This window comes from Caballeronia sp. GAWG1-1, from assembly GCF_023631465.1.
GTDB lineage: Bacteria > Pseudomonadota > Gammaproteobacteria > Burkholderiales > Burkholderiaceae > Caballeronia.
Genome location: NZ_JALQDB010000009.1, coordinates 1 through 24,130, shown reverse-complemented (window position 1 = coordinate 24,130; position 24,130 = coordinate 1). Strand labels below are relative to the sequence as shown.

The window sequence follows — 24,130 nt, the reverse complement described above, 5'->3', positions numbered from 1 at the left end:
CTTTAGAACGTGAGTCCCGGCGAAACGCTCGCGGGCATCTGCAATTGCGCGCTTTCCACCGATGCCATCGGGTACGAACAGTAATCCGCCGCATAGTACGCGCTCGGCCGCTGATTGCCCGAGCGCCCGATGCCGCCGAACGGCGCCGCCGACGAAGCGCCGTTGGTCGGCCGGTTCCAGTTGACGATGCCCGCGCGAATGGTGCGCTGAAAGTGCGTCCACGCGGCTTCGTCGTCGGCGAGCAAGCCCGCCGAGAGACCGTAGGCCGTATCGTTCGCGCGTTCGATGGCCTCGTCGAAAGTCCGGTAGCGCGTGACCTGCACGAGCGGCCCGAAATGCTCTTCGTCGGGAACGTCGGCCGCGTGGGTCACATCCAGGATAGCCGGCGTGACGAAACCCAGATGCGCCGCGCGCTGCTTCATCTCGAGCACGGGCGTCGCGCCCGCTTCGATCAGATGCGCCTGCGCCTTGACGAGCCGCGCCGCCGCGCGCGCCGAGATCACCGCGCCCATGAACGGCTGCGGATCTTGGTCGTAAGCGCCAACGCGAATGTTCGCACTCACTTCGGCGAAGCGCTGCATGAAGCGCTCGCCGAAGGCATCGTCGGGAACGAAGAGACGGCGCGCGCACGTGCAGCGCTGTCCCGCCGACAAGAACGCCGATTGAATGGTGTGATGCACGGCGGCGTCCACGTCGTCCGTATGCGCGACGACGAGCGGATTGTTGCCGCCCATTTCCAGCGCGAGCACGATCTCCGGCCGCCCACCGAACTGGCGATGCAACAGCGTGCCCGTATCCGAACTGCCGGTGAAGAAAAGCCCGTCGATTTGCCGATGATTCGCCAGCGCCACGCCTGTGTCCTTCTCGCCCTGCACGAGATTCAACACGCCGGCGGGCAAGCCTGCTTCGCTCCACAAAGCGACCGTCGCTGCAGCCACGCTTGGCGCGAGTTCCGAAGGCTTGAACACGACCGCGTTGCCCGCGATGAGCGCAGGCACGATATGACCATTGGGCAGATGCCCCGGAAAGTTGTACGGCCCGAACACGGCGACGACGCCATGCGGCCGATGCCGCAACACGGCGACGCCATCGGCCATGGGTGCGCGCTTCTCGCCGGTGCGCTCGTGATAGGCCTGCACGGAGATATCGACCTTCGCGGCCATCGCAGCCACCTCGGTGCGCGCTTCCCACAACGGCTTGCCGGTCTCGCGGCCGATGGCGTCGGCGAGCGCTTCCTTGTTCTCGTTCAACGACGCGGCGAAGCGGCGCGCAATGGCGACGCGTTCATCGAAACTCACCGCCGACCACGACGCAAACGCGCGCCGCGCCGATGAAACCGCGCGCTCGACATCGTCGGCCGAAGCACTGTTGCCTTGCCAGACCACCGAGTCCGTCGCCGGATTGCGCGAGGCGAACGCCGCACCCTTGCCTTCCACCCACTCGCCGCCTATATACAACTGATTCTGGATAGTCATGTCGTTTCTCTTTACTTGGCCCGCGGATAAGACGTGAGCACGCGCACGGCATCGCCTGCGGTTACGCGCAGGGCATCGGCTTCTTCCTGAGTCAGCAGGAACTCGCCGTCATCGACCGCGCCGACGGTTGCGCCGCAGCGGAACCCTTCGAGCAGCGTGTTCGATACGAGACTGCGCGCATCGCTTTCGATGGCGGCATTGCGCACGCCGATGCTCACTTCGGCCAGCACGCTTTCACGCACCGTGCGCAAATCCGCGACGTGACATTCGAGCACGGGACCGGCATCGAAGATATCGACGTGATTCTCGTAGCGCAGCCCTTCGGCTTCGAGCATCTTGCGCGCGGGCGCGGTATCGCGATGCGTGATGCCGACCGCATCGCGCGCGGCATCGGGCAACAAGTCGAGGTACACGGGATAACGTGGCATCAGTTCCGCCACGAACGACTTCTTGCCATGCGAGCTGAGATAGTCCGCTTCGTTGAAATCGATCTGATAAAAATGCGAGCCGACCGCGTTCCAGAATGGCGACTCGCCGTTGTCATCGAAATGACCGCGCAACTCGGCGCACAGACGCTGCGGAAACCGCGAAGTGAATTGCGCGATGAACATGAAGCGCGAGCGCGACAGCAAACCGCCGACACCCGCCGTGCGATAACGCGGGCTCAAAAACAGCGAGCACACTTCCGCGTAACCGGTGAGGTCGTGCGAGATGTTGAGCAGCGACATACGCGTCCATACGCCCAGATCCTTGCTCGCATGCACGACCGTTGCCACGCGATAGTTGTAGAACGGCTGCTCCAGTCCGACTTCCGTTTCGATGCCGCAAACGCCCGCGATATCGCCCGTCGCGGTGTCTTCCATCACGAAGAGATAGCCTGCCTCGAAAGCCTCGGCGGCATCCGCAAGCGTGCGCCGCGCGCGTTCGACGCGCGCGACGAGCGCCTCGCGATCCGGCTTGAAGGTGGTCAGGCCCGGACCCGTTTCGAGGGCCAGCGCGACGAGTGCGTCGACATCTCCCGGCCGCACAGAGCGCACGACGATCATTGCAATTCTCCCGAAGCCTGATGCAAGGGCACGGCACGCACCGTCTCTTTCTCCTGCACGCCGAGCGCCGCGCGCGCGTCGGCGCTCAAGGCCGCGCCGTCGGACCGCGTGCCCGCCAATGGTGCGACGATCGCGCGAAATTCGTGCGCGCCGCCCGCGGCCACGAGATACGGCGCGGCGCGTGAACCGGCAAGCGCGCCATCGCGCACCGTGCGCAATTCGCCCGAACTCGCCGATGCGCTCTTGTCCACGGCTATCGTCAACACCGGGCCGGCGTCGAAGATATCGACGAAACGGTCGGGCTCGAAGCCCTCTTCCAGATGGATGTCGTATGCAAGGAGCGTGCTTTCGTTCGGCTCGCCGAGGACGCGCTGCGCTTCGCCTGGCAAGAGCGGTACATAGATGGGATAACTCGGCATGACTTCGGCAATGAACGTGCGGCTGCGTCCACCCGATTCGAGTTCCACCTGCTCGAAGTCGCGGCTGAAGAACTTGCGTCCCACTGCTTCCCAGAACGGCGACGCGCCGGTGTCGTCGCTGACGCCGAGCATCAGCGAGAAGACTTCGCTCGAAAAGCGCTTGCGGTTCGCGGCGATATACAACATGCGCGAACGCGACAGCAAATGCGCCGCCGCTTCGCCTTCGGGCGTGCGCAGCGACGGATCGATATAAAAGCCCGTGAGACGGCTCTTGCCCGTGAGTTCGTGCGACATCGTGAGCGCGTGAATCTTGCGATTCACCTTGAGTTCGCGCGATGCGTGGATCAGCGCGTCGTTACGAAACGCGTAGAACGGCTCCGAGTACCCTGCCGACGCGACGATGCTCGACGTCCCGAGCAGCTTGCCCGTCGCCGAATCCTGCATGACGAAGAGATAGAACTCCTCGCCGGGCAAATCCACCTCGGCGCGAAACGAATCTTCCGAGAGCGCAACGCGCGTTTCGAGCGCGCGGCGGTCGCGCGGCAGCGAATGCAGCACGGGTTGCGCCGCACGCGCCATCCGTTCGAGCTCGTCGAGATCGGAGAGTCTTGCGGGACGAACGAATAGCATCATCGGGTCCTGTTAGCGAGTGACGGCGGACGCGCCCACGAGCTGGCCGATTGCCTGCTCGATACGCGCGAAGCCTTCGTCGAGATCGGCCATCGGCATGATGAGCGACGGCGCGAAACGCAGCACGTTGGGGCCGGCGATCAGCATGATCACGCCATTCGCCGCTGCCGCATTGAGCACGTCCTTCGCGCGGTCCTTGTAAGTGTCGTTGAGTTCCGCGCCGATCAGAAGACCGCGACCGCGAATCTCCCTGAACATGTTAAAGCGCTCGCCAATCCGCTGCAGATGCGCCTTGATCGCGCGGCTGCGCGCTTCCACGCCTGCGAGCACCGTTGGATCGCTGATCAGTTCGACGACCTTTTCCGCAATCGACGCGCCAAGCGGATTGCCGCCATACGTCGTGCCGTGCACGCCGACCGAGAAATGGCTTGCGATCGCTTCGGTGGTCAGCATCACGCCGATGGGAAAACCGTTGCCCAGCGCCTTCGCGCTCGTGAGAATGTCGGGCGTCACGCCATACTGCATGTATGCGTAGAACGTGCCCGTGCGGCCGACGCCCGTCTGCACTTCATCGAAAATCAGGAGTGCGCCGTGCTTGTCGCAGGCTCGGCGCAGACCCTCGAGGAACGCGGGATCGGCGGGCAGCACGCCGCCTTCGCCTTGCACCGGCTCGACGATCACCGCGCACGTGTCCGGACCGATGGCTTCGACGGCCTTCGCGAGATCGTTATACGGCAGATGCCGAATGCCTTGCGGCTGCGGCCCGAAGCCTTCCGCGTATTTCGGCTGGCCGCCCACGCTCACCGTGAAGAAAGTGCGGCCATGAAACGATTGCGTGAACGAGACGATGCCGATCTTCTCCGGACCGAATGTGTCGATGGCATAACGGCGCGCGAGCTTGAGCGCGGCTTCGTTGGCTTCGGCGCCCGAGTTGGCGAAGAACGCGCGATCCGCGAAAGTGAGGTCCGTGAGGCGTTTCGCGAGGCGCAACACCGGCGCGTTGGTGTAGCCGTTGCCGATATGCCAGAGCTTTTCGCCCTGCTCGTGCAAGACCTTGAGCAGTTCGGGATGCGCATGACCGAGCGCCGTGACCGCTATGCCGCCCGCGAAGTCGATGTAGTCTTTTCCTTCGGTATCCCACACGCGGGAGCCGCGGCCTTTCTCCGGCACGAAACTCGCCGGCGAAAACACCGGCACCATGACTTCGTCGAACGTATCGCGGCTTACCTTGATCTCGCTCATGCTGTGCTCCTCGTCTGCCATTGCAATGTCTCCGATATTAGGCAATCGCGCGCCATCCGTCTTGCGCGTTCGCGACATGCTTCGAGGATCATTCACGCATCGGGCGGTTCGATGAGCGCGCCGCCGCGCGGTTCGTCGACCACACCGCCGCGCTGCTTCTCGATCCAGTTGCGGCGCTCCTCGCGCGGCGTCACGCCGAAACGGTCGCGATAAGCATTCGAAAAATGCGCCGCCGATGAAAAGCCGCATGCGAGACTGATCTGCACGACCGACTTGCTCGTGCGCTGCAATTGCGTGCGCGCCTTGGTGAGCCGTAGATTGAGGTAGTACTTCGATGGCATCGCGCCGAGGTATTGGCGGAACAGCCGTTCGAGCTGCCGCCGCGAAATGCCGATGAGGTTCGCGATTTCATCGGTGGCGAGCGGGTCTTCGATATTCGCTTCCATGAGCTGCAAGGCGTCGTTCAGACGCGGATGACGCTCGCCCGGCGCGGTCACGAACGGAATGCGCTGCCGCTCCGTGCCCGCGCGCAACACGCCGACGCCAAGCGAATCGGCGATGCGTTCGGCAAGATCCTGGCCGTGATCGCGCGCGATCATCGCCAGCATGAAGTCGATGCTCGCTTGCCCGCCCGCGCAGGTCGCGCGATTCCGGTCGATCTCGAAGATCTGCTGCGAGACGATGGCGCGCTCGAACTGCTCGGTGAATTGCTGATACGTTTCCCAGTTCACCGCGACGCGATACTGCGCGAGTTGTCCCGCCATGGCGAGCCACCAGACACCGTGATGGATGCCGGAAACGAGCGGCGTGCGGGGCGCCACGCGCGCGAGGCTTGCCAGAAAGAGGCGGTAGTCGGCGAACTGCTGGTAGCGCTCCGAGATCACGATGAGCCAGTCGCACTGCACCGCGTCGTTGAAGGCGCAATCGGCGGGCATGTGCGCGCCGCCCGAGAACGGCACCGGCCGGCCGTCCCACGAACAGATACGCCATTCGTAAAGCCTGTGCCCGTCGATCTCGTTGGCGAGCAGAAGACTGTCGATGATCGGCGCGATGCCGCTCATGGATACCGGCGGCAGCGCCACGATCACGACCTGCAACGGCCCGGACGAGCCCGCGGAACCCGGCGGCGACAGCCCCACCTTACTTGAGACTGCCGGACAGGAATTGACGCAGGCGGTCGCTTTTCGGCGCACTCAGCACATCGGCGGGTGCGCCCTCTTCCTCGGTGCGTCCCTGATGCAGAAACATCACGTGATTCGACACGTTGCGCGCGAAGCCCATCTCGTGCGTGACGACGATCATCGTGCGGCCTTCCTCCGCGAGCTTCTGCATGACCTTCAGCACTTCGCCGACGAGTTCGGGATCGAGCGCGGACGTAGGTTCGTCGAAGAGCATGACATCGGGATGCATGGCAAGCGCGCGCGCAATCGCCACGCGCTGCTGCATGCCGCCCGACAAATGCGACGGATACTGCTTCTCCACGCGCGGCGGCAAACCCACTTTCTCCAGATACGTACGCGCGCGGTCCTCGGCTTCCTTCTTCGACAATCCGAGGACGTGGATGGGTGCTTCCATCACGTTTTCGATGGCGGTCATGTGCGACCACAAATTGAAGTGCTGAAACACCATCGCGAGTTTGGTGCGCACGCGCTGCAACTGCTTGTGATCGGCGACATCGAGATTGCCGGCCTTGTCCGCCTTCGTGCGCACGGGTTCGCCGTCGACGACGATCTGCCCCGCGTTGGGCTTCTCCAGAAAGTTGATGCAGCGCAGGAACGTGCTCTTGCCCGAACCGCTCGCGCCGATGATGCTGATGACATCGCCCGCGCGCGCCGAGAGCGACACGCCCTTCAGCACTTCGTTGTCGCCGTAGCGCTTGTGAATGTCACTGGCGACGAGCTTGGTCGCGACGTCTTTGGCGGTAGGCTCCAACGCTTTCTCCTCGGATGATGGCTTGTCGTGATGCATGGCTTCGGATTTTACCGCTCGTCAACGGCTCGCCGGTCTCAAATAGCCGAGCCAGCGCCGCTCCGCGCGCCGGAACGCGGCCACGAGCGCGAACGAAATCGCGAGATACAACAGCGCCGCAATGCCGAACGATTCGAACGACTGGTAGGTGGCGGAGTTGGCGTCTCGCGCGACCTTCAGGATATCGGGCACGGTGGCGGTGAACGCGACTGTCGTGGCATGCAGCATCAGGATCACCTCGTTGCTGTACAAAGGCAAGGCGCGGCGCAGCGCGGATGGCAGGATCACGCGGCGATACATCGTGAAGCCGCCCATGCCGTAGGCGCGCGCCGCTTCCACTTCGCCGTGCGGAATCGCGCGAATCGCGCCCGCGAAGATCTCGGTCGTGTAGGCGCAGGTATTGAGCGCGAAGGCGAGGATCGCGCAATTGAAGCCGCTCTTGAAAAACGCTTCGAGAAGCGACTGCGAGCGCACGAATTCGAGGCTGTACATGCCCGTGTAGAGCAGCAGCAACTGCACGTAGAGCGGCGTGCCGCGAAACACGTAGGTGTAGAGACGCACGGGCGTCGAGAGCCAGCGGCGCTTCGACACGCGCGCGCAGGCAAGCGGCACGGCGGCGCAAAAGCCCGTCGCGATCGATGCCGCCAGCAGCCACAACGTGACGACGAGACCCGACGCGCGCATGCCGTCGGAGTACAGGAACGGGCGCCAGTATTCGGCAAGGATCTGGATCATGGCGAGCGTGAGTGGTCAAAGTTCGGCGTGCCGCACGCCAATGGAATAGCGGCGTTCCAGCGCCATCAGCACCAGATTCGAAGCGCTCGTGATCGCGAGATAGATGAGCGCCGCGACGAGGATGAAGAAGAACATGTCGAAGGTGCTCTTGCCCGCATCCTGCGCCGCCTTGACGACATCCGCGAGCCCGATGATAGACACGAGCGCGGTCGCCTTCACCAGCACCTGCCAGTTGTTGCCGATGCCCGGTAACGCAAAGCGCATCATCTGCGGAAACAAAATGCGGCCGAACACGCGCATGCCGCTCATGCCGTAGGCGCTACCCGCTTCGAGCTGGCCGCGCGGCACGGCGAGGAACGCGCCGCGAAAGGTCTCGGTGAAGTACGCGCCGTAGATGAAGCCGAGCGTCAGCACGCCGGCCGTGAAGGGGTCCATGTCGAACTGGTCCCAGCCGAAGGCATCGGTAACGCGATTGATCGCGATCTGAATGCTGTAGAACAAGAGCAGCATGAGGACGAGATCGGGAACGGAGCGGATGAGTGTCGTGTAGGCGGTGGCGATAGCGCGCAGCGCGCCATGCCGCGACAACTTGGCCGTCGCGCCCGCAAGTCCGAGCAGCACCGCCACGAGAAGCGACAGCACCGCGAGCGCGAGCGTTTCCCTGGCGCCCGCCCAGAGGAGCGGACCGAAACCGTGTAAAGACAAGGAGCGCCTCCAATTCGTTCTTCGATTGGCGGCGATCCTCGCAAGCTAAAAATAATCGCTCAAAGCGCAAGCTGGCTTGTATTGCGATGCAGCATCCGCGTGTGAAGGCAGTCGAGACGCCGCTGGATACGCGAGCGCGGATCGGAACCCGCGCACGCACGACGTTGAAAAATCGCGCTTTCAGGTCGCATTTTCGATAGACGCGTCGGCGTCCAGACGATGACCTATCGTGGCCGCGTCGCGTTCAATCCGCTGGTAGCGCGCGCACGAGTTGAGCGACCTGACCGTTGGCCACCGCGATATCGGCGCTTTCCTGCAGCAGCGGCAGGAAACGTTCGGCGAAGGCGGCGTCGCGGGTTTCGGCGCGGAACATCGCGGCCACCGCTTTCGCGTGCTCGATGCGCGCCTCGGGCGTGGCTTCACGGTCGTCGAGGACGTCGTCGATGGCGGCGATCACGGCCGACAAGGGCGAGAGCCATTTATAAGCCGAACCGTTGATCACGATCTGCAGGAACTCGCCAGGCGACACCGCGCCGAACTCGGCCTCGTGACGCACGCGCATGTGCGCGAGCACGCTGCGATGAAACGTGAGCAGCGGATGACGGACATCGCGAAGAAAAGCGCTTGCTGTCTGGTCGTTCATGGTCGTGGCTCCTTGAGGTCAGCCCACCAGATGAGGACGATACCGGCGATTCCAACCCGCTCAGTGTCCGCGCGTCCTGCTTGCGTAGCGGATGAACTCGGCAGCCGAGAGCGGCGGCGAGAAGAGCCAGCCCTGACCGAACTTCGCGCCCCGCGCTTGCAGATACGCCGCCTGTTCCTCGCGCTCGATGCCCTCGGCGATCACCTGCACGTCGAGCGTCTCGGCCATGTCGACGATATGCGAGGCCACGCTGCTCGATGCCGCGTCCTGACCGATGGTATCGACGAACGATTTGTCGATCTTCAGGCCATCCACGCGAAAGTTCTGCAAGTGCGACAGGCTCGAATAACCGGTGCCGAAGTCGTCGAGATAGACCGCGTGCCCCGCATCGCGGAACGCGCTGATGACTTCCTTCGCGGCGGCGGCATCGAGAAAACTGCGCTCGGTCGCTTCGATGCGAATCTGCTGCGGCCGCACGCCGACCCGCGCCACCGCCGGGCGCAGCACGTCGAGAAAACGGTGCGTCGTGAGATCCGGCACGGACAGATTCACGGACACGTAGTAATCGCGATAGCGCTTGAGAAACTCGCCGAGTTCGAAGAGCACGGTGTCGAGCACCTGATCGGTGATGGCCTGGATCAGCCCGCCATGCTCCGCGAGCGGAATGAAGTGATCCGGCCGCACGATCCGGTCATGATGCTTCCAGCGCACCAGTGCTTCCGCGCCGACGCAACGCCGCGTGGTGAGATCGACGATAGGCTGATACGCGACGATGAACTGATGCCGCCGCACCGCGTCGCTCAACTGACCGCGCGGCGAGAGCCTTCTCACGATGAACCATGCGGCCCAGCCCGCGCACGCGAGACCCGCGCCCATGCCGCCGAGCAGCCATCCCCACGGCAAGGTGGAGACACGCTGCCTGAAGGTCTGATGCGGCGCGCTCACGACCACCGCGAGCGGCAGCGACACGGACCGGCGCACGACCCACGACGCGCAATCGGGCCCGGGCGATGGTGTGCGATAAACGGCGAGGATGGCGGCGGTATCGGTGGCGGGCGTGCGCGCGATCACGCGGCTCGCTTCGGTGTTGATGACCGCGAGACTCGCGGGCGCGCTCGCGTTGTCGCGACCATCGAGATAAAGCGAAGGATCGGCGGCGACGTAGAAACCGTCGCGGCCCATGACGAGCGACTCCTTGCCGCCCGGCAAACGCGAGAGCGCATACCAGGCGCTCACGCCGTCGCGCGAACGCCAGTCCGGAGCCGGCAGCGTGAGCCCTTCGAGCGTGCCCGCCGACACCGCGCCCAGAAGCGACGAGCATTGCCAGCGGCCGTCGTGATCGTAGGCGCCCGCATCGCGCACTTGTGTATGTGTCAGCGCAATGCGCCTGAGTTCGTGGAGATAGATCGTCGAGCATGGCGTGGCGCTCACCTTGCCGATTTCGCCGAGCGCGCCCGACAGACGGCGTGTCACGTCTTCCGCCCGAAACAGCGCGGCGGCGGCGGCGGTGTTCAGCAATTCGACTCGCTCCTGCCGGCGGCTGCGCTCCGCCAATAAAAAGCCGATGCCCGCCGGTGCGAGCGCCGCAGTCACCACGATGACGATCAGAAGCGCCGCCAGCGCCCCACGTTGGAATTTGTTCATTGCATGTTATGGTCCGCGGCGCGTTGGGTGATACTGGTCTTACGCCGCACGCGCTTTGAGCGCGTTTTTCGTTCGGATGCTCGACTCGGCGGGGCGCGCGCAGGGCAGCGCCGTCCGCCGTCCCGGACAGACGACTAAGTGTAGGGGGCAGCGCCCGCCCGGTTCAACGCTTTCTTTAACCTATAAGTCGCCGGCTTGGTGGGGTGGCGCACGGCCCGCAGGCCCTTTTTTTGCCTCGGCCGGTCGTGCGAGAATCCGCCTATCACTTTTGCTCCAGAAACGACGATGAACGCACAGAGCGCCACCGCGCCGATCATTCGCGACGCCGCATCCGGCGATTTCGACGCCATCGCGCGCATCTATGCGCATTACGTCGACCATGCGCTCGCCACCTTCGAGGAAGTCCCGCCGTCGCCCGATGAAATGCGTTCGCGTCAGGCGGCCATCGTGGCTGCGGGCTTGCCTTATCTCGTCGCCGAGATCGATGGCGAAGTGGCCGGATATGCCTATGCGTCGGCGTATCGGGCGCGCTCGGCGTATCGGCATACGATCGAAGACTCCATCTATATCGCCGAGGGCTTTCATGGCCGCGGTCTCGGCTACACGCTTCTCAGCGCGCTGATCGACCGATGCGAGGCCGGGCCCTGGCGTCAGATGGTCGCGGTCATCGGCAACAGCGGCAACGCGGCGTCGATTGCGCTGCATACGCGTCTCGGCTTCGGACATGTGGGCGTGCTGCGCGATGTCGGCTTCAAGCATGGCCGATGGGTCGACTCCGTGCTGATGCAGCGTGCGCTCGATGCGTCGGCGCCGGTCATCGACGGGAAGAGTTGAGCACGCCTTGCCGACCTACACACTCGCCTCCGCCGTCAGCGCTGAAATCGATATCCGCAAAAGCCGCTTCATCGCGCTCGCGATTCCCGTCGCCGACCGCGACGCGGCCATGCGCGAACTCGAACGGCTGCGCGCCGAGCACCCATCGGCGACGCATGTCTGCTGGGCGCTCTTGGCGGGCGGCCAGTCGGGCATGTCCGACGACGGCGAGCCATCCGGCACGGCAGGCCGCCCGATTCTCGAAGTGCTGCGCCATCACGAAGTCGATGGCGTGCTCGCCGCCGTCGTGCGCTACTACGGCGGCATCAAGCTCGGCGCGGGCGGGCTCGTGCGCGCCTACACCGATGCCATCGCCAGCGCCATGCAACTGGCCGAGCGTGTGGAGCGCATCGAGCAAGGAGTCGTCGAGATCGACATCGATTACGCCGACGAAGCGCGCGTGCGACGCTGGATCGAACAGAACGCCGCCGAACTCGTGGAAAGCGCCTACGGCATGCGCGTGCGGCTCGTCGTCAAGATGGCGGCTGTTGCACGCGAACCCGCTGCCGCCGAATTGCGCGACCTCACCCATGGCCGCGCGAATGTCGAGGTGCGCGTTTGAGCGCCTTCGTAATGCGCGTCGAGCCGGCCGGGTTTGTCGTCCCGGTCGATGAAAACGTCTCGCTGCTCGAAGCCGCGCAAAAGGCACGCGTGGCGCTGCCGAGTTCCTGCCGTAACGGCACGTGCCGCGCGTGCATGTGCCGCCTGATCGAAGGCGACGTGCGGTATCGAATCGAGTGGCCAGGGCTCACGGCGGAAGAAAAAGCCGAACGCTGGGTTCTGCCGTGCGTGGCGCTTGCGACGTCGGATGTGGTGATCGAGCAGCCCGAAGCGCGTGAGATGGTGCCTTCGCCGCGCCCTTCACGCTCGCGCGGGTTCTGACTCCGCGAACCCGGGTATTCCGGGATTGTCGTCTCAATTCAACGACCTACGAAGAACATCCCGAGTCGCCACCAAGCATGTCCGTGTGGAAAGAGGATGCAGGCCGGCTCTCAAAAAGTGTACAATTGCGCTTTGCCCTAAATTCTGACAGGGCCAGATCAACCGAGAATTCAATGACAAAAGTACTGCTGAAAGAGAATGAGCCTTTCGACGTCGCCATGCGCCGTTTTCGCCGTACCGTCGAGCGCACGGGCCTGATTCAAGAACTCAAGTCGCGCATGGCGTATGAAAAGCCGACCACCGAGCGCAAGCGCAAGAAAGCTGCTGCCGTCGCTCGCCTGCGCAAGCAGATCCGTCGCGCGCAATTGCCGAAGAAATTCTATTGATCGACGCGGGGCTCGAGCCCTCGCCTGCATCAAAGCTGTTCGGAGTCGTTTGAGTTGTCTGGTACAGCGGCCCGATAGCCGGTCATAGCCTGAGTCTGATTAGTCGCGGTTTCGCTCTTGAGTGGCCGTCTGGTCATCGGTGCGAAAGCTCGCGGGTGGTACGCGCACTCGACGTGCGTCCTTCGGACAACGGCTGGCAAGAATGCACAAAGCCTGCATGAGTGAATGCTCATGCAGGCTTTTCGTGCTTGTTGGGATCAATTTTTCGACGCGGAATTGTGTTTTGATTTTGCCTTGCAATCAGGATAACGGCGCGCAAAAGCCAAACAAACGCACAAAAGCAAAGAGCCCGGCTTTAACCGGGCTCTTTGCTTTGAAACTTGGTTGCGGGGGTAGGATTTGAACCTACGACCTTCGGGTTATGAGCCCGACGAGCTGCCAGACTGCTCCACCCCGCGTCTGAAGAATTGAATTATAGGCGCAACTTGCTCGCTACGTCAAACGGAGTTTTCATCAAGTCGATGAAACACGCAGAAGTGTTTCGCTGGCGTGCGTTTCTTCGCCAGACTGCAACGCTCGATGGTGCTCCCGCGAAAGTTTATTGAGCAATGGCAGCAAGATGAATGCGATGGCCGCGCCGGCCGTCGCAAGCCATCCCAGCCCGAAGAACAGATGCGTATAAAGCGGCAACGACTGCACCGCATCGAGATTGCCATTCGGCATGCGCGCCAGATTGGCGACCACGCTGCCAAGATACTGCGACACGCCCGTCGCCACGAAATACGCGCCCATCATGAAGCCGCTCATGCGCGCCGGCACGTAACGCGCGATCATCGCGAGACCAAGGCCAGACACCAGCAACTCGCCGAGCGAGTAGAGTCCGTACCCCGCCACCATGAACCACGACGACACGCGCCCTTCCACCGCGTAGCGCCCGCTCAATCCGAAGACGAAAAAGCCGATCGCCACGACGACAAAGCCAAGGGCGTACTTCGCCGCAACGGAAATGTCGCGGCCGCTACGCCCGAGGCGTGTATAGGCCAGCGCGAGCATAGGACTCAGCAGCATGATCCAGATCGGATTGAGCGCCTGAAACTGCGCCGCGCTCCAACTGAAGAGATGCTGGCCTGCAATGGAGAACGAAGGATCGACATTGCGCAGGGCGAACAGCGTGAGCGACGTCGACATCTGCTGATAGAACACGAAGAACAGGATGACCTGAAACACGAGGATCAGCGCGGCGACGAGTCCCGCGCGCTCGCTACGATCGCACACGCTCAGCATGTAGCCGAAGATCGCGAGAATCGCGACGCCCGCGCCATACACGCACGTCACGGCCACGGCCTTGTGCTGCAGGATGAACACCGTTGCCAGCGCCAACATCACGCCGCCGCCGATGACCGCGAACAAACGCCTCCAGTTCAAAGGCGCTTCGTCGGGCGCCGAGCCGATATGCGCGAGCGTGCGTCGCATCAGCGCAAAATTCAGAAGTCCGAGCAGCATGCCGCCGCAGCACACCGCGAAGGCCGCGTGCCAGCCCCAATGATCTTTGATCCACGGCGTGGCGAGCATCGAAAAGGTCGACCCGATATTCACCGCCATGTAGTAAATGGTGAACGCACTGTCGATACGTGCGATATCGCCTTCGTAAATTCGTCGCACGAGATTCGCCGCATTCGACTTGAAAAGCCCATTACCGACGACGATCACGCCAAGCGAAGCATACATGAACCCAAGCGCGTCGTATGGCAGCGCCAGCATGAAATAACCGAGCGCAAGCACGATTGCGCCAAGCGTCATCGTGCGCCGCGCGCCGAGCACTTTATCGCCAATCCAGCCGCCTATGGACGGCGCGGAGAAAACCAGCGCGGTAAATGCGCCCCATGTGAGATTGGCGTGCTCGTCGGCGAAACCGATCTTGTCAATCATGAACAGTACGAGCAACGCAGCCATGCCGTAATAACCAAAACGCTCCCACATCTCGATCAGAAAAACCGTGGTGAACGAGCGCGTCTCAGACGTGCCGGGCGGGCGAGTAATCATCGATAAATCCTCGAACAACGATGGGCGAATCAGCGGCGCGAGAAACGTCGCTTCAAAGGGTGATCAGGAAAAAGTCAAATAACTGTAAGGCGTGTTCGAGCGGGAAAATGGGTGATTATCGCAAATCCGCGATGTGGATCATGGGGGAAATTGAGAAACAGGCTATTGCGCGAGTCGCCGCAGCGGATGTCGACAAAAATGCGACGCGCCGATATTGCAAGGCAGACCAACGGCGGATCACGAGATTCTCTTGCCAATCTCGCGCTGCACGACAACCGCTGCAATTTTAATTGCGCATATCGCCATGAATCTTTGGGGAAACAGACTTTGCGATGCCAAAACCGGATCGCAATTAAGAGCGTAATAATCGTTCGAATTACGTGAAAATGTGCAGCACCACATTTAAAAACGATGCCGAATTCCCGTCGTGAACATCAACTGATTTCGGCCGCTCGACGGATCATTGCCATAAACCACCGCTGGCGCCTGCGACGATGCTCTCTGATAAATCGATTCGAGATAAACATCGGTGCGTTTCGACAGCAGATAATCCACCTGCAGCGCGCCCTCATGCCAGTGCGCGCCGCCGCCGCTGGTATAGACATACATGCCCGCTATCGCGATGGACTGCGTGAGCTTGTAAATGCCGTTGATCTCGTAGTTGTTCAGCCCGAGCGATGGCATGACGTTGCCGGTGTCGGCATCGGTCACGCCAGAATTGACGGTGCGTGAAAACGCGCCGCCCAGCGTGACCGCACCGAGTTCATAGCTTGCGCCCACGCCGAAAGTATTCTGCTGCTGAACGTTCGCCGAGTAGACCGTGCTGGCCGCGCCGGGAAGCGCCAATGCGTCGTACGCGCCGCTCGTGGTGTCGCCGCGTCCGTTGTTATGCAGATAGGCAGCGCCCGCGCTGAACGACCCGAGCGAATAGTTCGCGCCGATGCTGTACGCGCGGTTCTCCGCAAACTGGCCGGCGGCATTAGAGAACGCGTACAACCCGCCGAAGCTCAGGCCGCCATAGGAAGCGCTCGTGTACTTCACGGAATTCGCGGCAAGGTACGAATTGTTGGCGTTGTCGTTATCGAGCAAATGGGCGAACGCGGTGCCGCCAGTGCCACCTGTCAACGTGAATGGCGCGAGGTAATCGTGGATAGAATCGTATTGATGCCCGAAGGTCACCGTGCCGAGCGTGTCGGTGCCGAGTCCGACGTACATCGGATGATCGTTCAAGCCCTCTCCCGATACCGACGAGAACCCGCGCTCAAGCCGGAAGATGGCGCGCGCGCCGCCGCCGAGGTCCTCCGAGCCTTGCAGCCCCCAATAGCTGCCATCGATCGTGCCGCTCGTCAGCCGATACTGCGACTTCCCGCCCACGTTGCTGACATAGGCCACGCCGGTGTCGATTTCGCCATAGAGCTGCACCGAACTTTGCGCCCAGGCCGCCGACGGCGTCCCGACGACTGCGATGATGGTTGCCACCGCCGCCTGGACGCCGAACAGCGCGCTCGATGGCGTGAGGCTAGCATCGACGGCCGAAGAAGTATCGCGGCAGTTTCGCGGACGGATTGGCATGAAGAGCTCCGATAGTTCGTTTTGGTTCTGAGAGCGATTGTCGATTCTGCAATCGAGGTTGTCAGGTCGAAAAGCGTCAGCAAAGCACTCTGTGACCTTGAACCAACGAACGCGCTTTTTTCTGCTTTATTGAGGTTGCGGATTTCGCCCTCTTCAGCATAGTCAGCGACCCGTGTTGCTTGCCGCTAGAATCGAGGCGCTCACGGACAACCGGATCACGCCCCATGTCGAAAAACACCATCGCAATCGTGACGGGCCACACGCGCGGCCTTGGCGCGGCGCTCGCCGAAACGCTGCTCGCGCGAGACATTCGGCTTCTCGCCCTCTCGCGCAACACAAACGCCGCGCTCGCCGCGCGCTATTCCGGCAAGCTCGAAGAGGTGGAACTGGATTTGACCGACTTGGATGCCCTCGGCCGCTGGCTGGAAGGCGACGCATTGCGCACGTTCATCGGCGACGCGGACCAGGCGCTCCTCGTCAACAATGCGGGCATGCTGGCACCGATCGGCGCGCTCGCGGATCAGAACGCCGCGACCATCGCGCGCGCGGTCAGCGTCAACGTTGCCGCTCCGCTGATGTTCGCCGCAGCCTTCGCCGCACAGGCTGCGCACGTCGCGGACAAACGCATTGCGCATATTTCGAGCGGCGCGGCGCGCAACGCCTATCCCGGTTGGAGCGTGTACTGCGCGACCAAGGCCGCGCTCGGTCATCACGCGCGCGCGGTCGCACTGGATTCGGAGCAAGCCGGGGATCGCACGCTGCGCATTTGCAGCGTCGCGCCGGGTGTCGTCGATACGGACATGCAGGCCGAAATCCGCTCGACCGGACTCGAACGCTTTCCGCTGCGAGAACGTTTCGATGCCCTCAAGCGCGACGGTCAGCTCGCGACGCCGCGACAATCGGCTGAGAAGCTGATCGCCTACTTGTTGAGCGATGCGTTCGGCAGCGCGGCCATAGCGGACGTGCGCGAGCTCGGCTGAGCGTCGTGCGTGTCCATTTGAATCGACGCTCCGTCGAGCGCCCGACGCGACAGCACGTCCGCGCTCGCATTCCGTTCGCGCGGAATCCACGTGAGGCGGACCGCGCCGATCCGGGCGATGAGCGCCCGCGCCTCGCGCGCAAAATGAGTCAGGGAGCGAATGCCCTCGCCTTCGCTGGCGTGCATATCGTCGATCACGACGCGGCTGTCGCCGTGAATCGCGATCTCCGTCGCGCCTTCGCGCAAGGCGGCTTCCAATAGCGCGATGAGCGCGCGATATTCGGCAACGCTGCTGTCGCCGCGTCCCGCTTCCGCGCTGATTTCGACGACTTCGCCTTGCGGGCTCTGCAATACCGCGCCAATGCCGACGCGCCCCGGATTCGGCAGCGCGGAGCCGTCGAACCAGCCGCGCCAGCCGGGCGCGTCGGTGACCACGGGTTTTCGGCTCGCGCGGCTCGCACGCTCGGCCTCGCGCGTTCGTACGGCATCGGCAAACTTCCGCTGCGTTGCACGTCGGGTCGCGATCAAATCGGCGAGGCTTTGCGAACCGGCGACTTTCGTCATCGTCCTGATGAGCGCTTCGTGCTCGGACAACGAAGCGCCTTTGGACAGCCGGCGGCTCCGTTCACGTTCCTTCTTATAGGCAACCGCAAGCAGTTCCTCGACATCGATCATGGACTAAGGAGGCATCGGGGAAAAAGAAGCCCGAGCTTAGCAGACGCCATTAGCGCGCATTCAAACAGGCATCGATGGGAACGAACGTTGCTGCTTAGTTGAAGAAAAAGAGCGGCTCATGCACCTTTGAAAACCGACACCGCGCAACGTTTTTCACGCGTAAGGAGCGAATCATGAACCAACCGATGGAACCCGCCTCGGGCGGCGCGACGATCATAGGCAAAGGCGCCGCGACCGCCGCCGGACCTGGCCCGGACGTGATGGCCGCCAGTACGCTCGATGGAAATTCGGTGTTGTCGAGCGACGGTCACGACGTCGGCTCGCTGAAGGAAATCATGCTGGATGTGAGCAGCGGACGTATTGCGTATGCGGTGCTGTCGAGCGGCGGCTTTCTTGGCATCGGCAACAAGCTGCTGGCCATTCCCTGGAGCGCGCTGACGCTGGATACCGACAATCGCTGCTTTCGGCTAACCGCGACTGCCGAGGAAGTGCGAAGTTCGCCCGGTTTCGACAAGGATGCGTGGCCTTCCATGGCCGACCGCGTCTGGGCGACCACGGTGCATCAGCACTACGGACGAGAGCCTTATTGGACCAATGAGACGCGGCCGGACGATGTAAGGCCGACGGGCGCGATCCCGCCATCCGGCGTCGACGCGCCCGAGGCGGGCGGCGTCAAGCTCTGACGGGCGGACGGATTTCGGCGAGCCGCCTAGTCGCGGCGGCGCTCGCCGACTTGAACGTCGACGCCTTCGGTCTCGCCCATCAGCGCCTTCAGGACATCGCCGGCGAAGTCTTCGATGGCGAAATGCCATTCCAGCGAGCCCACGGGGAAGTCGTTGGGATTGCATTTGCCTTGTGCACGCCGGATGGCTCCGACCGACAGGCTCAACGCACGAGCGTGTTCGAAGTGTGGATCGCTCGAATCCAGAAACGGTATCTGATCTTTATCCATGACACTCTGTCGGCCCCGGCCGCGGCGGTTGCATGAAATCGATAACGGCTGACGCCGGCAATACTTTAGGATCACGCGCGCTGTCGGACTCGCATTACACGTCCGCACGGCCGCGCCAGATCCAGCATGCGGGAAACTACTCATGCAGCCTTATGCAAATCTTTCGGGCAAATCGGGCATTGCGGCTTTCGAAATCCTGCACGACGGCATAAAAATACGCTTCGTCAACGGCGGGACCTATTTATACGACTATTGCACGCCGGGGCGTACGACAGTCGAGGAGATGAAACGGCTAGCTAGCACTGGACGCGGGCTAAGCACCTACATTTCGCGATACGGCGGCGAGTATGCCGAAAAAATAAGCTAGCCGCCAAAACCGCCATTTTAGCTTATTGCCGCCAGCACTCTTTTCTTGCCCCACTATGGAACAACTCAACGACGCGACGTAAGGTGCGGGACGACTTCGTTGCAGGTCGTTTCGAGTTGATGAAGCTGACGTTGAAGCTTGCTGAGCTGCACCTGTGCCGAGACTCGCCGGCCTTCTAGTTGGGCAAGCTCGCGACGTATTTCCTGCTGTCTGGCTGCGACTTGCTGATCCTGACTATTGCCACGCTGCAGATCGACCCGCACACGCTCGACTTGCGCTTCGGATTCTGCAATCAACCGTGTGTACTGTTCGTTCTGTGCTTCCAGGTATGCGCGCCGCATTTCCGCTTCGGCGAGTCGCATGGCTTGCTCGACGAAGTGACGGAACGCGGCTTCAGCGGCATCGGCATCTTCTGCTTTCAGGACTCGCCACACAGCGTCGTCGTGGAAAAGCACCGAATAGTACGTCAGGTCACGCGGGTAAAACAGGAGAGTGGTCGAAAACGCAAAACTTTGAAAAGCGCGAAACGTCGATAACGATGATTGCTGAATCAGCCATTCGACTTCTGCTATTTGAGCAGCCTGCAACGCTTGCGAATTGACTTGCTGCGCCGATGCGCCTATCGGCCGAAGAGGCGTGACGCGCGTTGCTTGCGCAGCGGGTGTGGCGACGGTAGGCGGCTCGGCACCAGTGTCATCGTCATCGTCATGCGGCTGAGGGGCGTGCATTCGAAAGGAATCAGGCGCTTTTGGCCGTAAGAGAAACGATGGCGCATTATCGAGTAAGGTGCCTCTTCTGCTGAGCAGACTCTTCACATTGACTCCCCGTCTGCCCCTCGCTCCGATCGCCAGACGTCACGCGATCCGTATTCGAAGTTCGCGACTTGAAATTGCTTCGCGATGAATTGCGAGCTTGAAGATTGAAACGCCACTAATATGCATCGCTCAATGACGCTTTAATCTTCAATACGATTGAACTGCGGAAAACTTAGTATAGCCGAGGCGTCGGTAGATTCAATCGACGCCTTGAAAAGGCCGAGGCTTCTCGTGTATCTCGTAGGAGTGACTCGCGACGTTTCCGTGAATGCAATTCCGTGAAACGCCGTGACTCTTCCGGCAACGCTAATCACATATGGCGGTAGATTGCCTGAGTTCCACTCATGCGCAACTTGGCTAATTGCGCGGACCGTGCCTTGGACATTAAAGCAACCATGCGCATGATTCGAATGCCCTGTACGCCACATGTAATGCCGGGCGTCTTGGCGACGCTGGCCTCAAGCGTGGACATGTGGCGATACAGATGTTCGATAGGCGCAACGCCATGTATCCGCGAAGGCGGCGCAGCGTGCGTGGACGCAGACAGACGACTGACGTTTTCGACGGCAACCGGAGTATTCACCGGCGGTTCCGGAAGCGACTCGGGCGCCGGTATATCGGCACGGATGGTACCTTCATTTCGGCCCACGAAAAACTGATAAACCGCTTCCAGACCATCGGCAGGCGTTTGCTCGACACGTCGCGCAGTCGCGGCGCACACATGCAAGCGCCAATTTTCACGCTCACTTATTTTCGAGATGAGATCGGCAATGCGCAAGCGCAATTCGCTATCGCGGCGCGCAATCATGGCTTGAAGCATTCGCGCTTCTTCGCTCGATGGATCGGGCATGCGTGCGCTCCATGCCATTAATTCGTTCAGGGAAATCGACATGGAAAACTCCGTAACATTCTGTTGATTGAAACGGATTTCGATCCGTTCCAGATCTTCTGGACCACGAATTGTAACGAACCAACAGCGGCTTTTGCCCGTCCATAAATCCTAGTCTTTGCGAATGATTTAAGACAAGAAAGCCGCCGTTTCGACGCGGCACGCGCGATGCTTACCAAGTCGGCACACGGCGCACCTCTCGCGCCGGACTTCAAGGAGACAAACATGAAATCCACCGCATTGGTTGCCGGCGCTCTCATCGCCTTAGTCAGCACCGCCACGCTGGCGCAGGAGATGTCGCGCGATCAGTTGAATCAGCGTCCTTCCCAAATGAAGCAGGTGCAACCTGGCGTCTCGCCGGGCAAGAACATGAACGACTCGGCTCAGGGCGGCGTGCCGGCGGGCACAGCGGGGAGCGGCACGCTCATGCAACAGCGCGAGAAGGGCATGGCGCCCGACGCGACGCAAGCGCCCGCAAAGGGCGCGAATTCTACTGGGACGATGAAGCAGTAGTCGTGCGCAAAGCAGCGCCGCGCGCCGCGTATTCGTGAGGCGCGCTGACACGCGCGTTTCCGGACAAAGCGTACATAACTGTTGGCGGCTTGGGCGCGACACTCGCGAACGGTCTGGCGTGGTCGCAATCGGACCTACGAAACGTTAATTATCGTCTCCATCACAACGATTAAGAATTGTCCGAAGGTTTTTTGCAGCGTGAGTCGCTTAAATGCATACCTCCTACAAACCATAAAGAGGCTCACAATAATGAAGGACCTGCAAGTTTCCGTCGACTCCAACGGCCGCGTCACCACTTCCCATTCAATGGCTATCGGCGAGCATTGCGCCAATCGTGCGCGCCTGCTGTCATCGCTCGTCAACATCGTCGCAGCGCCGGGCGGCTTCGAACACTTTTGCTCGTATCCGGAAACCATGCGTCGCGACATCCTGAGCCTGCTCCACTCCGTCGCAGAAGAACAGACGCCGTTGATCGCCGCGCTTGAAGAGCACACGGCTCGCGCGTCCTTTGAAAAGGGCGTTCAGACGGCGCGTGAATTCATGGCGCAGGAACAGGCGGCAAATGCCGCATTGCATTTCGACGCAGAGCAGGCTGCGCAAGCGATGATCGCTCACTAAACGACTTAACCGCGAGCAAAAGCACGCGGTATCGAGTCGAGCGACTCACAGCCCCGCACGCGCCGGGCTTCTCACTGCAACGATTTCAACCGTTACGCGCCCATGTCCACGTACCAGGCAGCGTCATGGTGCATCCGCCAATTGGAAAACAATCACGAAATCATGCGAACACTTAGCGCTCTTATTGTTTCATTCGGATTCCTGGCGTTGACCTGTGCATCGTCGGCCTTCGCGACCTACAGCGAAGAATGGGTTAGCAATACGGCGGGCGCGCGACAGAGCACGCCGCAACATGCGGCGAAGACGGTGTCACCAAAACGAAAAGTGGCGGATACGTCACAACACGTCGATACCGCAAACCAGTCCGATCCCATCGCCGCGTTCGCGCGACCGGAGTCATCAGCCAGGAAACGCGAGGAAAAAGCGGCCGCGTCGCGCGATCCGATCGAGGCTTTCGCGACTGCGCCGCGGCAACGGTAGCACGGAGCGTACGTTTCTTCGGCAATTTGGCGATGAAACGTTTGCAGAAACACGATTAATCCGATATCGACACCGGAGCAGGATCGACTATTCTGTTGAATGTCGTAAGAGATGGATACACGGTTGGCCCCGCCCTGCCATGTGCGCGATTCAATCGAGCATTATTAGAGGCCTGGCCTCGCCGTCGTAGCCATCGTTCTTACGGCGCCCCCTTTTCCCCGTGTCTGTCCTAAAAGAATGCCCGCTATCGGAAATGACTCCGATAGCGGGCTTGTTCTGCTGACTGTCTTTTGCTTGCGTTTAAGCAAGCATATCCGACGGCAGCTTGCCACCATTGGCAGCCAATGCCTGCATCAGTTGCTTGTGCAACCAGATGTTCATCGTCGCCGAGTCGTTGGTGTCACCGCTGTACTTCAGCTCTGCGGCCAACTGCTTGCGACGGTCGAGGCTGCTGTCTACTTGCAGAAGCTTCATCAGATCGACGATCGATACGCGCCAGTTGAGCGTCTGGCCGCTTTCGCGCGCCAAGCTGTCCATGACGGCGGCCACGTCGATGTCGGACAGTGCGGCAGGAGCCGGCGCCGCGTCGGCTTGTGCGACATCAGCGGGGACCGGTTGCGCTTCGACTGCGGGCGCTTGCTCGGCGGGCTTTGCCTTGTGGAAAATCTTGTTGACGATGTCACCGAAGATGCTCATGTTTCAATTCCTTGAGTTGATAGGGAGTTGCAGCGCGTGAACCTTAGCGCGGAGTACCGTCGATGGTTAGTCTTTCCAGCATCGAGTGATGCGAATTTGACTAAATTTTTCAAGGACGTACGCTTAGGAGTGCGGCTTTTCCCCGCGGATGAGAACTTCCGGTTGGATCGCGCGTGAGAAATGGCGATCGCTTGTGTTGCGTGAAGTGCATCGCTTGGGGAAAATGAAGACAACCCTTTGATTTTCATAAAGGATTGCGGAATTCGTCGGAACATACTGGCCTGCATACAGGCGGTCCCTCTCCGCCACAATTTCAAGCCCTTGATTGTTTGAGGGCTTTTTCTTTTGCACCCGTTATTGTTCGCCTTGCTCGATTCTCATCACGACAACGTCCGCGTTCCAGACGCTGGCGCGCGTCAAGCGGTTGAAGGAGCAGAAGCTCCATGTAATGCTTGTATTCCATTCGCCACGCGGCAAGGCTCTAAGCGATATTGTTCTTACGTTTTTCCTGCGACGAGTCAGTGCGAAGAGCGACACGCCTGGACGTATCGCCACGGCGCACGGATTCCACAGCAGCTTCCGCGATCGGGCCAGCGACAACGGCCACGCCCGTGACCTCGCGGAACGCGCGCTGGCTCATACCGTTGCGAACAAGGTTGAAGCGGCTTATCACCGAACCGATTTGCTAGAGTTGCGCCGCCCAATGATGGAAGCGTGGGCAAGACACGTTTGCGCCACGCCGGCTGGGAACCTGTCCGCATTTTTGTGTGCGAGGCGGTTAGCGGAGTCACCCGCGTGCGTTGGTAAAACGCTCTCCAAACAGGATGGCAAACTGGTTCATCGCGGACGACCAGTCGAACGCCGTGCGTACTGACTTTGCCAG

Annotated in this window: 27 protein-coding genes and 1 tRNA gene; 10 read left to right on the top strand and 18 right to left on the bottom strand. The window is 61.5% G+C overall.

Translation table 11 applies throughout. From position 1 onward, the window contains the following. Positions 1-2: 2 nt before the first annotated feature. From astD to NCT03_RS05775, 10 genes are all read right to left on the bottom strand, one after another. Positions 3-1,475 carry a succinylglutamate-semialdehyde dehydrogenase gene (astD, locus tag NCT03_RS05820; protein ID WP_250492204.1) on the bottom strand — a complete coding sequence of 491 codons (1,473 nt, stop codon included), beginning with the start codon at positions 1,473-1,475 and terminating at the stop codon, positions 3-5. 11 nt (positions 1,476-1,486) lie between these two features. Further along, on the bottom strand, positions 1,487-2,521 hold the full coding sequence (gene astA / locus NCT03_RS05815; protein WP_250492203.1) for an arginine N-succinyltransferase: 1,035 nt from the start codon (positions 2,519-2,521) through the stop codon (positions 1,487-1,489). Beyond that, positions 2,518-3,570, bottom strand: a complete 1,053-nt coding sequence (gene aruF, locus NCT03_RS05810) for an arginine/ornithine succinyltransferase subunit alpha (RefSeq protein ID WP_250464691.1) — start codon at positions 3,568-3,570, stop codon at positions 2,518-2,520. The genes astA and aruF overlap by 4 nt, the downstream gene beginning before the upstream one ends. A 12-nt stretch (positions 3,571-3,582) precedes the next feature. Next, on the bottom strand, positions 3,583-4,812 hold the full coding sequence (locus NCT03_RS05805; protein ID WP_250492202.1) for an aspartate aminotransferase family protein: 1,230 nt from the start codon (positions 4,810-4,812) through the stop codon (positions 3,583-3,585). A gap of 92 nt (positions 4,813-4,904) precedes the next feature. Next, positions 4,905-5,873 (bottom strand): GlxA family transcriptional regulator, encoded by a 969-nt coding sequence (locus NCT03_RS05800; protein ID WP_250492231.1) that lies wholly within the window; start codon positions 5,871-5,873, stop codon positions 4,905-4,907. 79 nt (positions 5,874-5,952) lie between these two features. Then, on the bottom strand, positions 5,953-6,780 hold the full coding sequence (locus NCT03_RS05795; protein WP_370652102.1) for an ABC transporter ATP-binding protein: 828 nt from the start codon (positions 6,778-6,780) through the stop codon (positions 5,953-5,955). Between the two features lie 21 nt (positions 6,781-6,801). Then, positions 6,802-7,515, bottom strand: a complete 714-nt coding sequence (locus NCT03_RS05790; protein WP_250492201.1) for an ABC transporter permease — start codon at positions 7,513-7,515, stop codon at positions 6,802-6,804. A gap of 15 nt (positions 7,516-7,530) precedes the next feature. Next, entirely contained in the window at positions 7,531-8,220 is a 690-nt protein-coding gene (locus NCT03_RS05785; protein ID WP_244827663.1) for an ABC transporter permease, read from the bottom strand. 244 nt (positions 8,221-8,464) lie between these two features. Next, positions 8,465-8,863, bottom strand: coding sequence for a hypothetical protein (locus NCT03_RS05780; RefSeq protein ID WP_250492199.1), 399 nt, complete (start codon positions 8,861-8,863; stop codon positions 8,465-8,467). A 60-nt stretch (positions 8,864-8,923) separates the two neighbouring features. Then, entirely contained in the window at positions 8,924-10,507 is a 1,584-nt protein-coding gene (locus tag NCT03_RS05775; RefSeq protein ID WP_250492198.1) for an EAL domain-containing protein, read from the bottom strand. Positions 10,508-10,792: 285 nt separating this feature from the next. Between NCT03_RS05775 and NCT03_RS05770 the strand changes: the two genes are divergently transcribed. The 4 genes from NCT03_RS05770 to rpsU all read left to right on the top strand — a co-directional run bounded on the left by NCT03_RS05770 (position 10,793) and on the right by rpsU (position 12,648). Next, positions 10,793-11,341: a GNAT family N-acetyltransferase gene (locus NCT03_RS05770; RefSeq protein ID WP_250464381.1), complete on the top strand. Its 549-nt coding sequence runs from the start codon at positions 10,793-10,795 to the stop codon at positions 11,339-11,341. 7 nt (positions 11,342-11,348) lie between these two features. Next, a complete protein-coding gene (locus NCT03_RS05765; protein ID WP_250492197.1) occupies positions 11,349-11,942 on the top strand; it encodes an IMPACT family protein in 594 nt (197 codons plus the stop codon). 11 nt (positions 11,943-11,953) lie between these two features. Further along, the gene (locus NCT03_RS05760) at positions 11,954-12,262 is read left to right on the top strand and encodes a 2Fe-2S iron-sulfur cluster-binding protein (protein WP_250464686.1); all 309 of its coding nucleotides are present in this window, start codon (positions 11,954-11,956) and stop codon (positions 12,260-12,262) included. Positions 12,263-12,435: 173 nt separating this feature from the next. Continuing rightward, positions 12,436-12,648: a 30S ribosomal protein S21 gene (rpsU, locus tag NCT03_RS05755; protein ID WP_006999077.1), complete on the top strand. Its 213-nt coding sequence runs from the start codon at positions 12,436-12,438 to the stop codon at positions 12,646-12,648. Between the two features lie 381 nt (positions 12,649-13,029). Here rpsU and NCT03_RS05750 read toward each other — a convergent pair. From NCT03_RS05750 to NCT03_RS05740, 3 genes are all read right to left on the bottom strand, one after another. Next, a tRNA-Met gene (locus NCT03_RS05750) sits at positions 13,030-13,106 on the bottom strand. Between the two features lie 55 nt (positions 13,107-13,161). Beyond that, complete coding sequence (locus NCT03_RS05745) at positions 13,162-14,691, bottom strand: peptide MFS transporter (protein WP_250492196.1); 1,530 nt, start codon at positions 14,689-14,691, stop codon at positions 13,162-13,164. 402 nt (positions 14,692-15,093) lie between these two features. Further along, a complete protein-coding gene (locus NCT03_RS05740; RefSeq protein WP_250492195.1) occupies positions 15,094-16,263 on the bottom strand; it encodes a porin in 1,170 nt (389 codons plus the stop codon). A 224-nt stretch (positions 16,264-16,487) separates the two neighbouring features. Here NCT03_RS05740 and NCT03_RS05735 point away from each other — a divergent pair, with 224 nt between their 5' ends. Beyond that, on the top strand, positions 16,488-17,243 hold the full coding sequence (locus NCT03_RS05735) for an SDR family oxidoreductase (RefSeq protein ID WP_250492194.1): 756 nt from the start codon (positions 16,488-16,490) through the stop codon (positions 17,241-17,243). Here NCT03_RS05735 and NCT03_RS05730 read toward each other — a convergent pair. Then, entirely contained in the window at positions 17,183-17,917 is a 735-nt protein-coding gene (locus tag NCT03_RS05730) for a ribonuclease HI family protein (RefSeq protein WP_250492193.1), read from the bottom strand. The two genes, NCT03_RS05735 and NCT03_RS05730, sit on opposite strands and share 61 nt — an antisense overlap. 173 nt (positions 17,918-18,090) lie before the next feature. Here NCT03_RS05730 and NCT03_RS05725 point away from each other — a divergent pair, with 173 nt between their 5' ends. After that, positions 18,091-18,600 (top strand): PRC-barrel domain-containing protein, encoded by a 510-nt coding sequence (locus NCT03_RS05725; protein ID WP_250492192.1) that lies wholly within the window; start codon positions 18,091-18,093, stop codon positions 18,598-18,600. A 26-nt stretch (positions 18,601-18,626) separates the two neighbouring features. Here NCT03_RS05725 and NCT03_RS05720 read toward each other — a convergent pair whose 3' ends face one another. Further along, positions 18,627-18,869, bottom strand: a complete 243-nt coding sequence (locus NCT03_RS05720; protein WP_250464374.1) for a hypothetical protein — start codon at positions 18,867-18,869, stop codon at positions 18,627-18,629. 142 nt (positions 18,870-19,011) lie between these two features. On the opposite strand from NCT03_RS05720, the gene NCT03_RS05715 reads away from it, so the two are divergent. Continuing rightward, positions 19,012-19,236 carry a hypothetical protein gene (locus NCT03_RS05715; RefSeq protein ID WP_250492191.1) on the top strand — a complete coding sequence of 75 codons (225 nt, stop codon included), beginning with the start codon at positions 19,012-19,014 and terminating at the stop codon, positions 19,234-19,236. Positions 19,237-19,301: 65 nt separating this feature from the next. Here the strand turns inward: NCT03_RS05715 and NCT03_RS05710 are convergent, their stop codons facing one another. Together NCT03_RS05710 and NCT03_RS05705 are read right to left on the bottom strand one after the other, a co-directional pair. Further along, entirely contained in the window at positions 19,302-19,964 is a 663-nt protein-coding gene (locus NCT03_RS05710; RefSeq protein ID WP_250492190.1) for a DUF2968 domain-containing protein, read from the bottom strand. 397 nt (positions 19,965-20,361) lie between these two features. Then, positions 20,362-20,943 carry a hypothetical protein gene (locus tag NCT03_RS05705; protein ID WP_250492189.1) on the bottom strand — a complete coding sequence of 194 codons (582 nt, stop codon included), beginning with the start codon at positions 20,941-20,943 and terminating at the stop codon, positions 20,362-20,364. A gap of 222 nt (positions 20,944-21,165) precedes the next feature. Here NCT03_RS05705 and NCT03_RS05700 point away from each other — a divergent pair, with 222 nt between their 5' ends. The 3 genes from NCT03_RS05700 to NCT03_RS05690 all read left to right on the top strand — a co-directional run bounded on the left by NCT03_RS05700 (position 21,166) and on the right by NCT03_RS05690 (position 22,551). Next, a complete protein-coding gene (locus tag NCT03_RS05700) occupies positions 21,166-21,453 on the top strand; it encodes a hypothetical protein (RefSeq protein ID WP_250492188.1) in 288 nt (95 codons plus the stop codon). A gap of 198 nt (positions 21,454-21,651) precedes the next feature. Beyond that, entirely contained in the window at positions 21,652-22,071 is a 420-nt protein-coding gene (locus NCT03_RS05695) for a hypothetical protein (protein WP_250492187.1), read from the top strand. Between the two features lie 102 nt (positions 22,072-22,173). Next, entirely contained in the window at positions 22,174-22,551 is a 378-nt protein-coding gene (locus NCT03_RS05690; RefSeq protein ID WP_250492185.1) for a hypothetical protein, read from the top strand. Between the two features lie 300 nt (positions 22,552-22,851). Here the strand turns inward: NCT03_RS05690 and NCT03_RS05685 are convergent, their stop codons facing one another. After that, positions 22,852-23,247 carry a DUF3597 domain-containing protein gene (locus NCT03_RS05685; RefSeq protein ID WP_250492183.1) on the bottom strand — a complete coding sequence of 132 codons (396 nt, stop codon included), beginning with the start codon at positions 23,245-23,247 and terminating at the stop codon, positions 22,852-22,854. Positions 23,248-24,130: the final 883 nt, after the last annotated feature.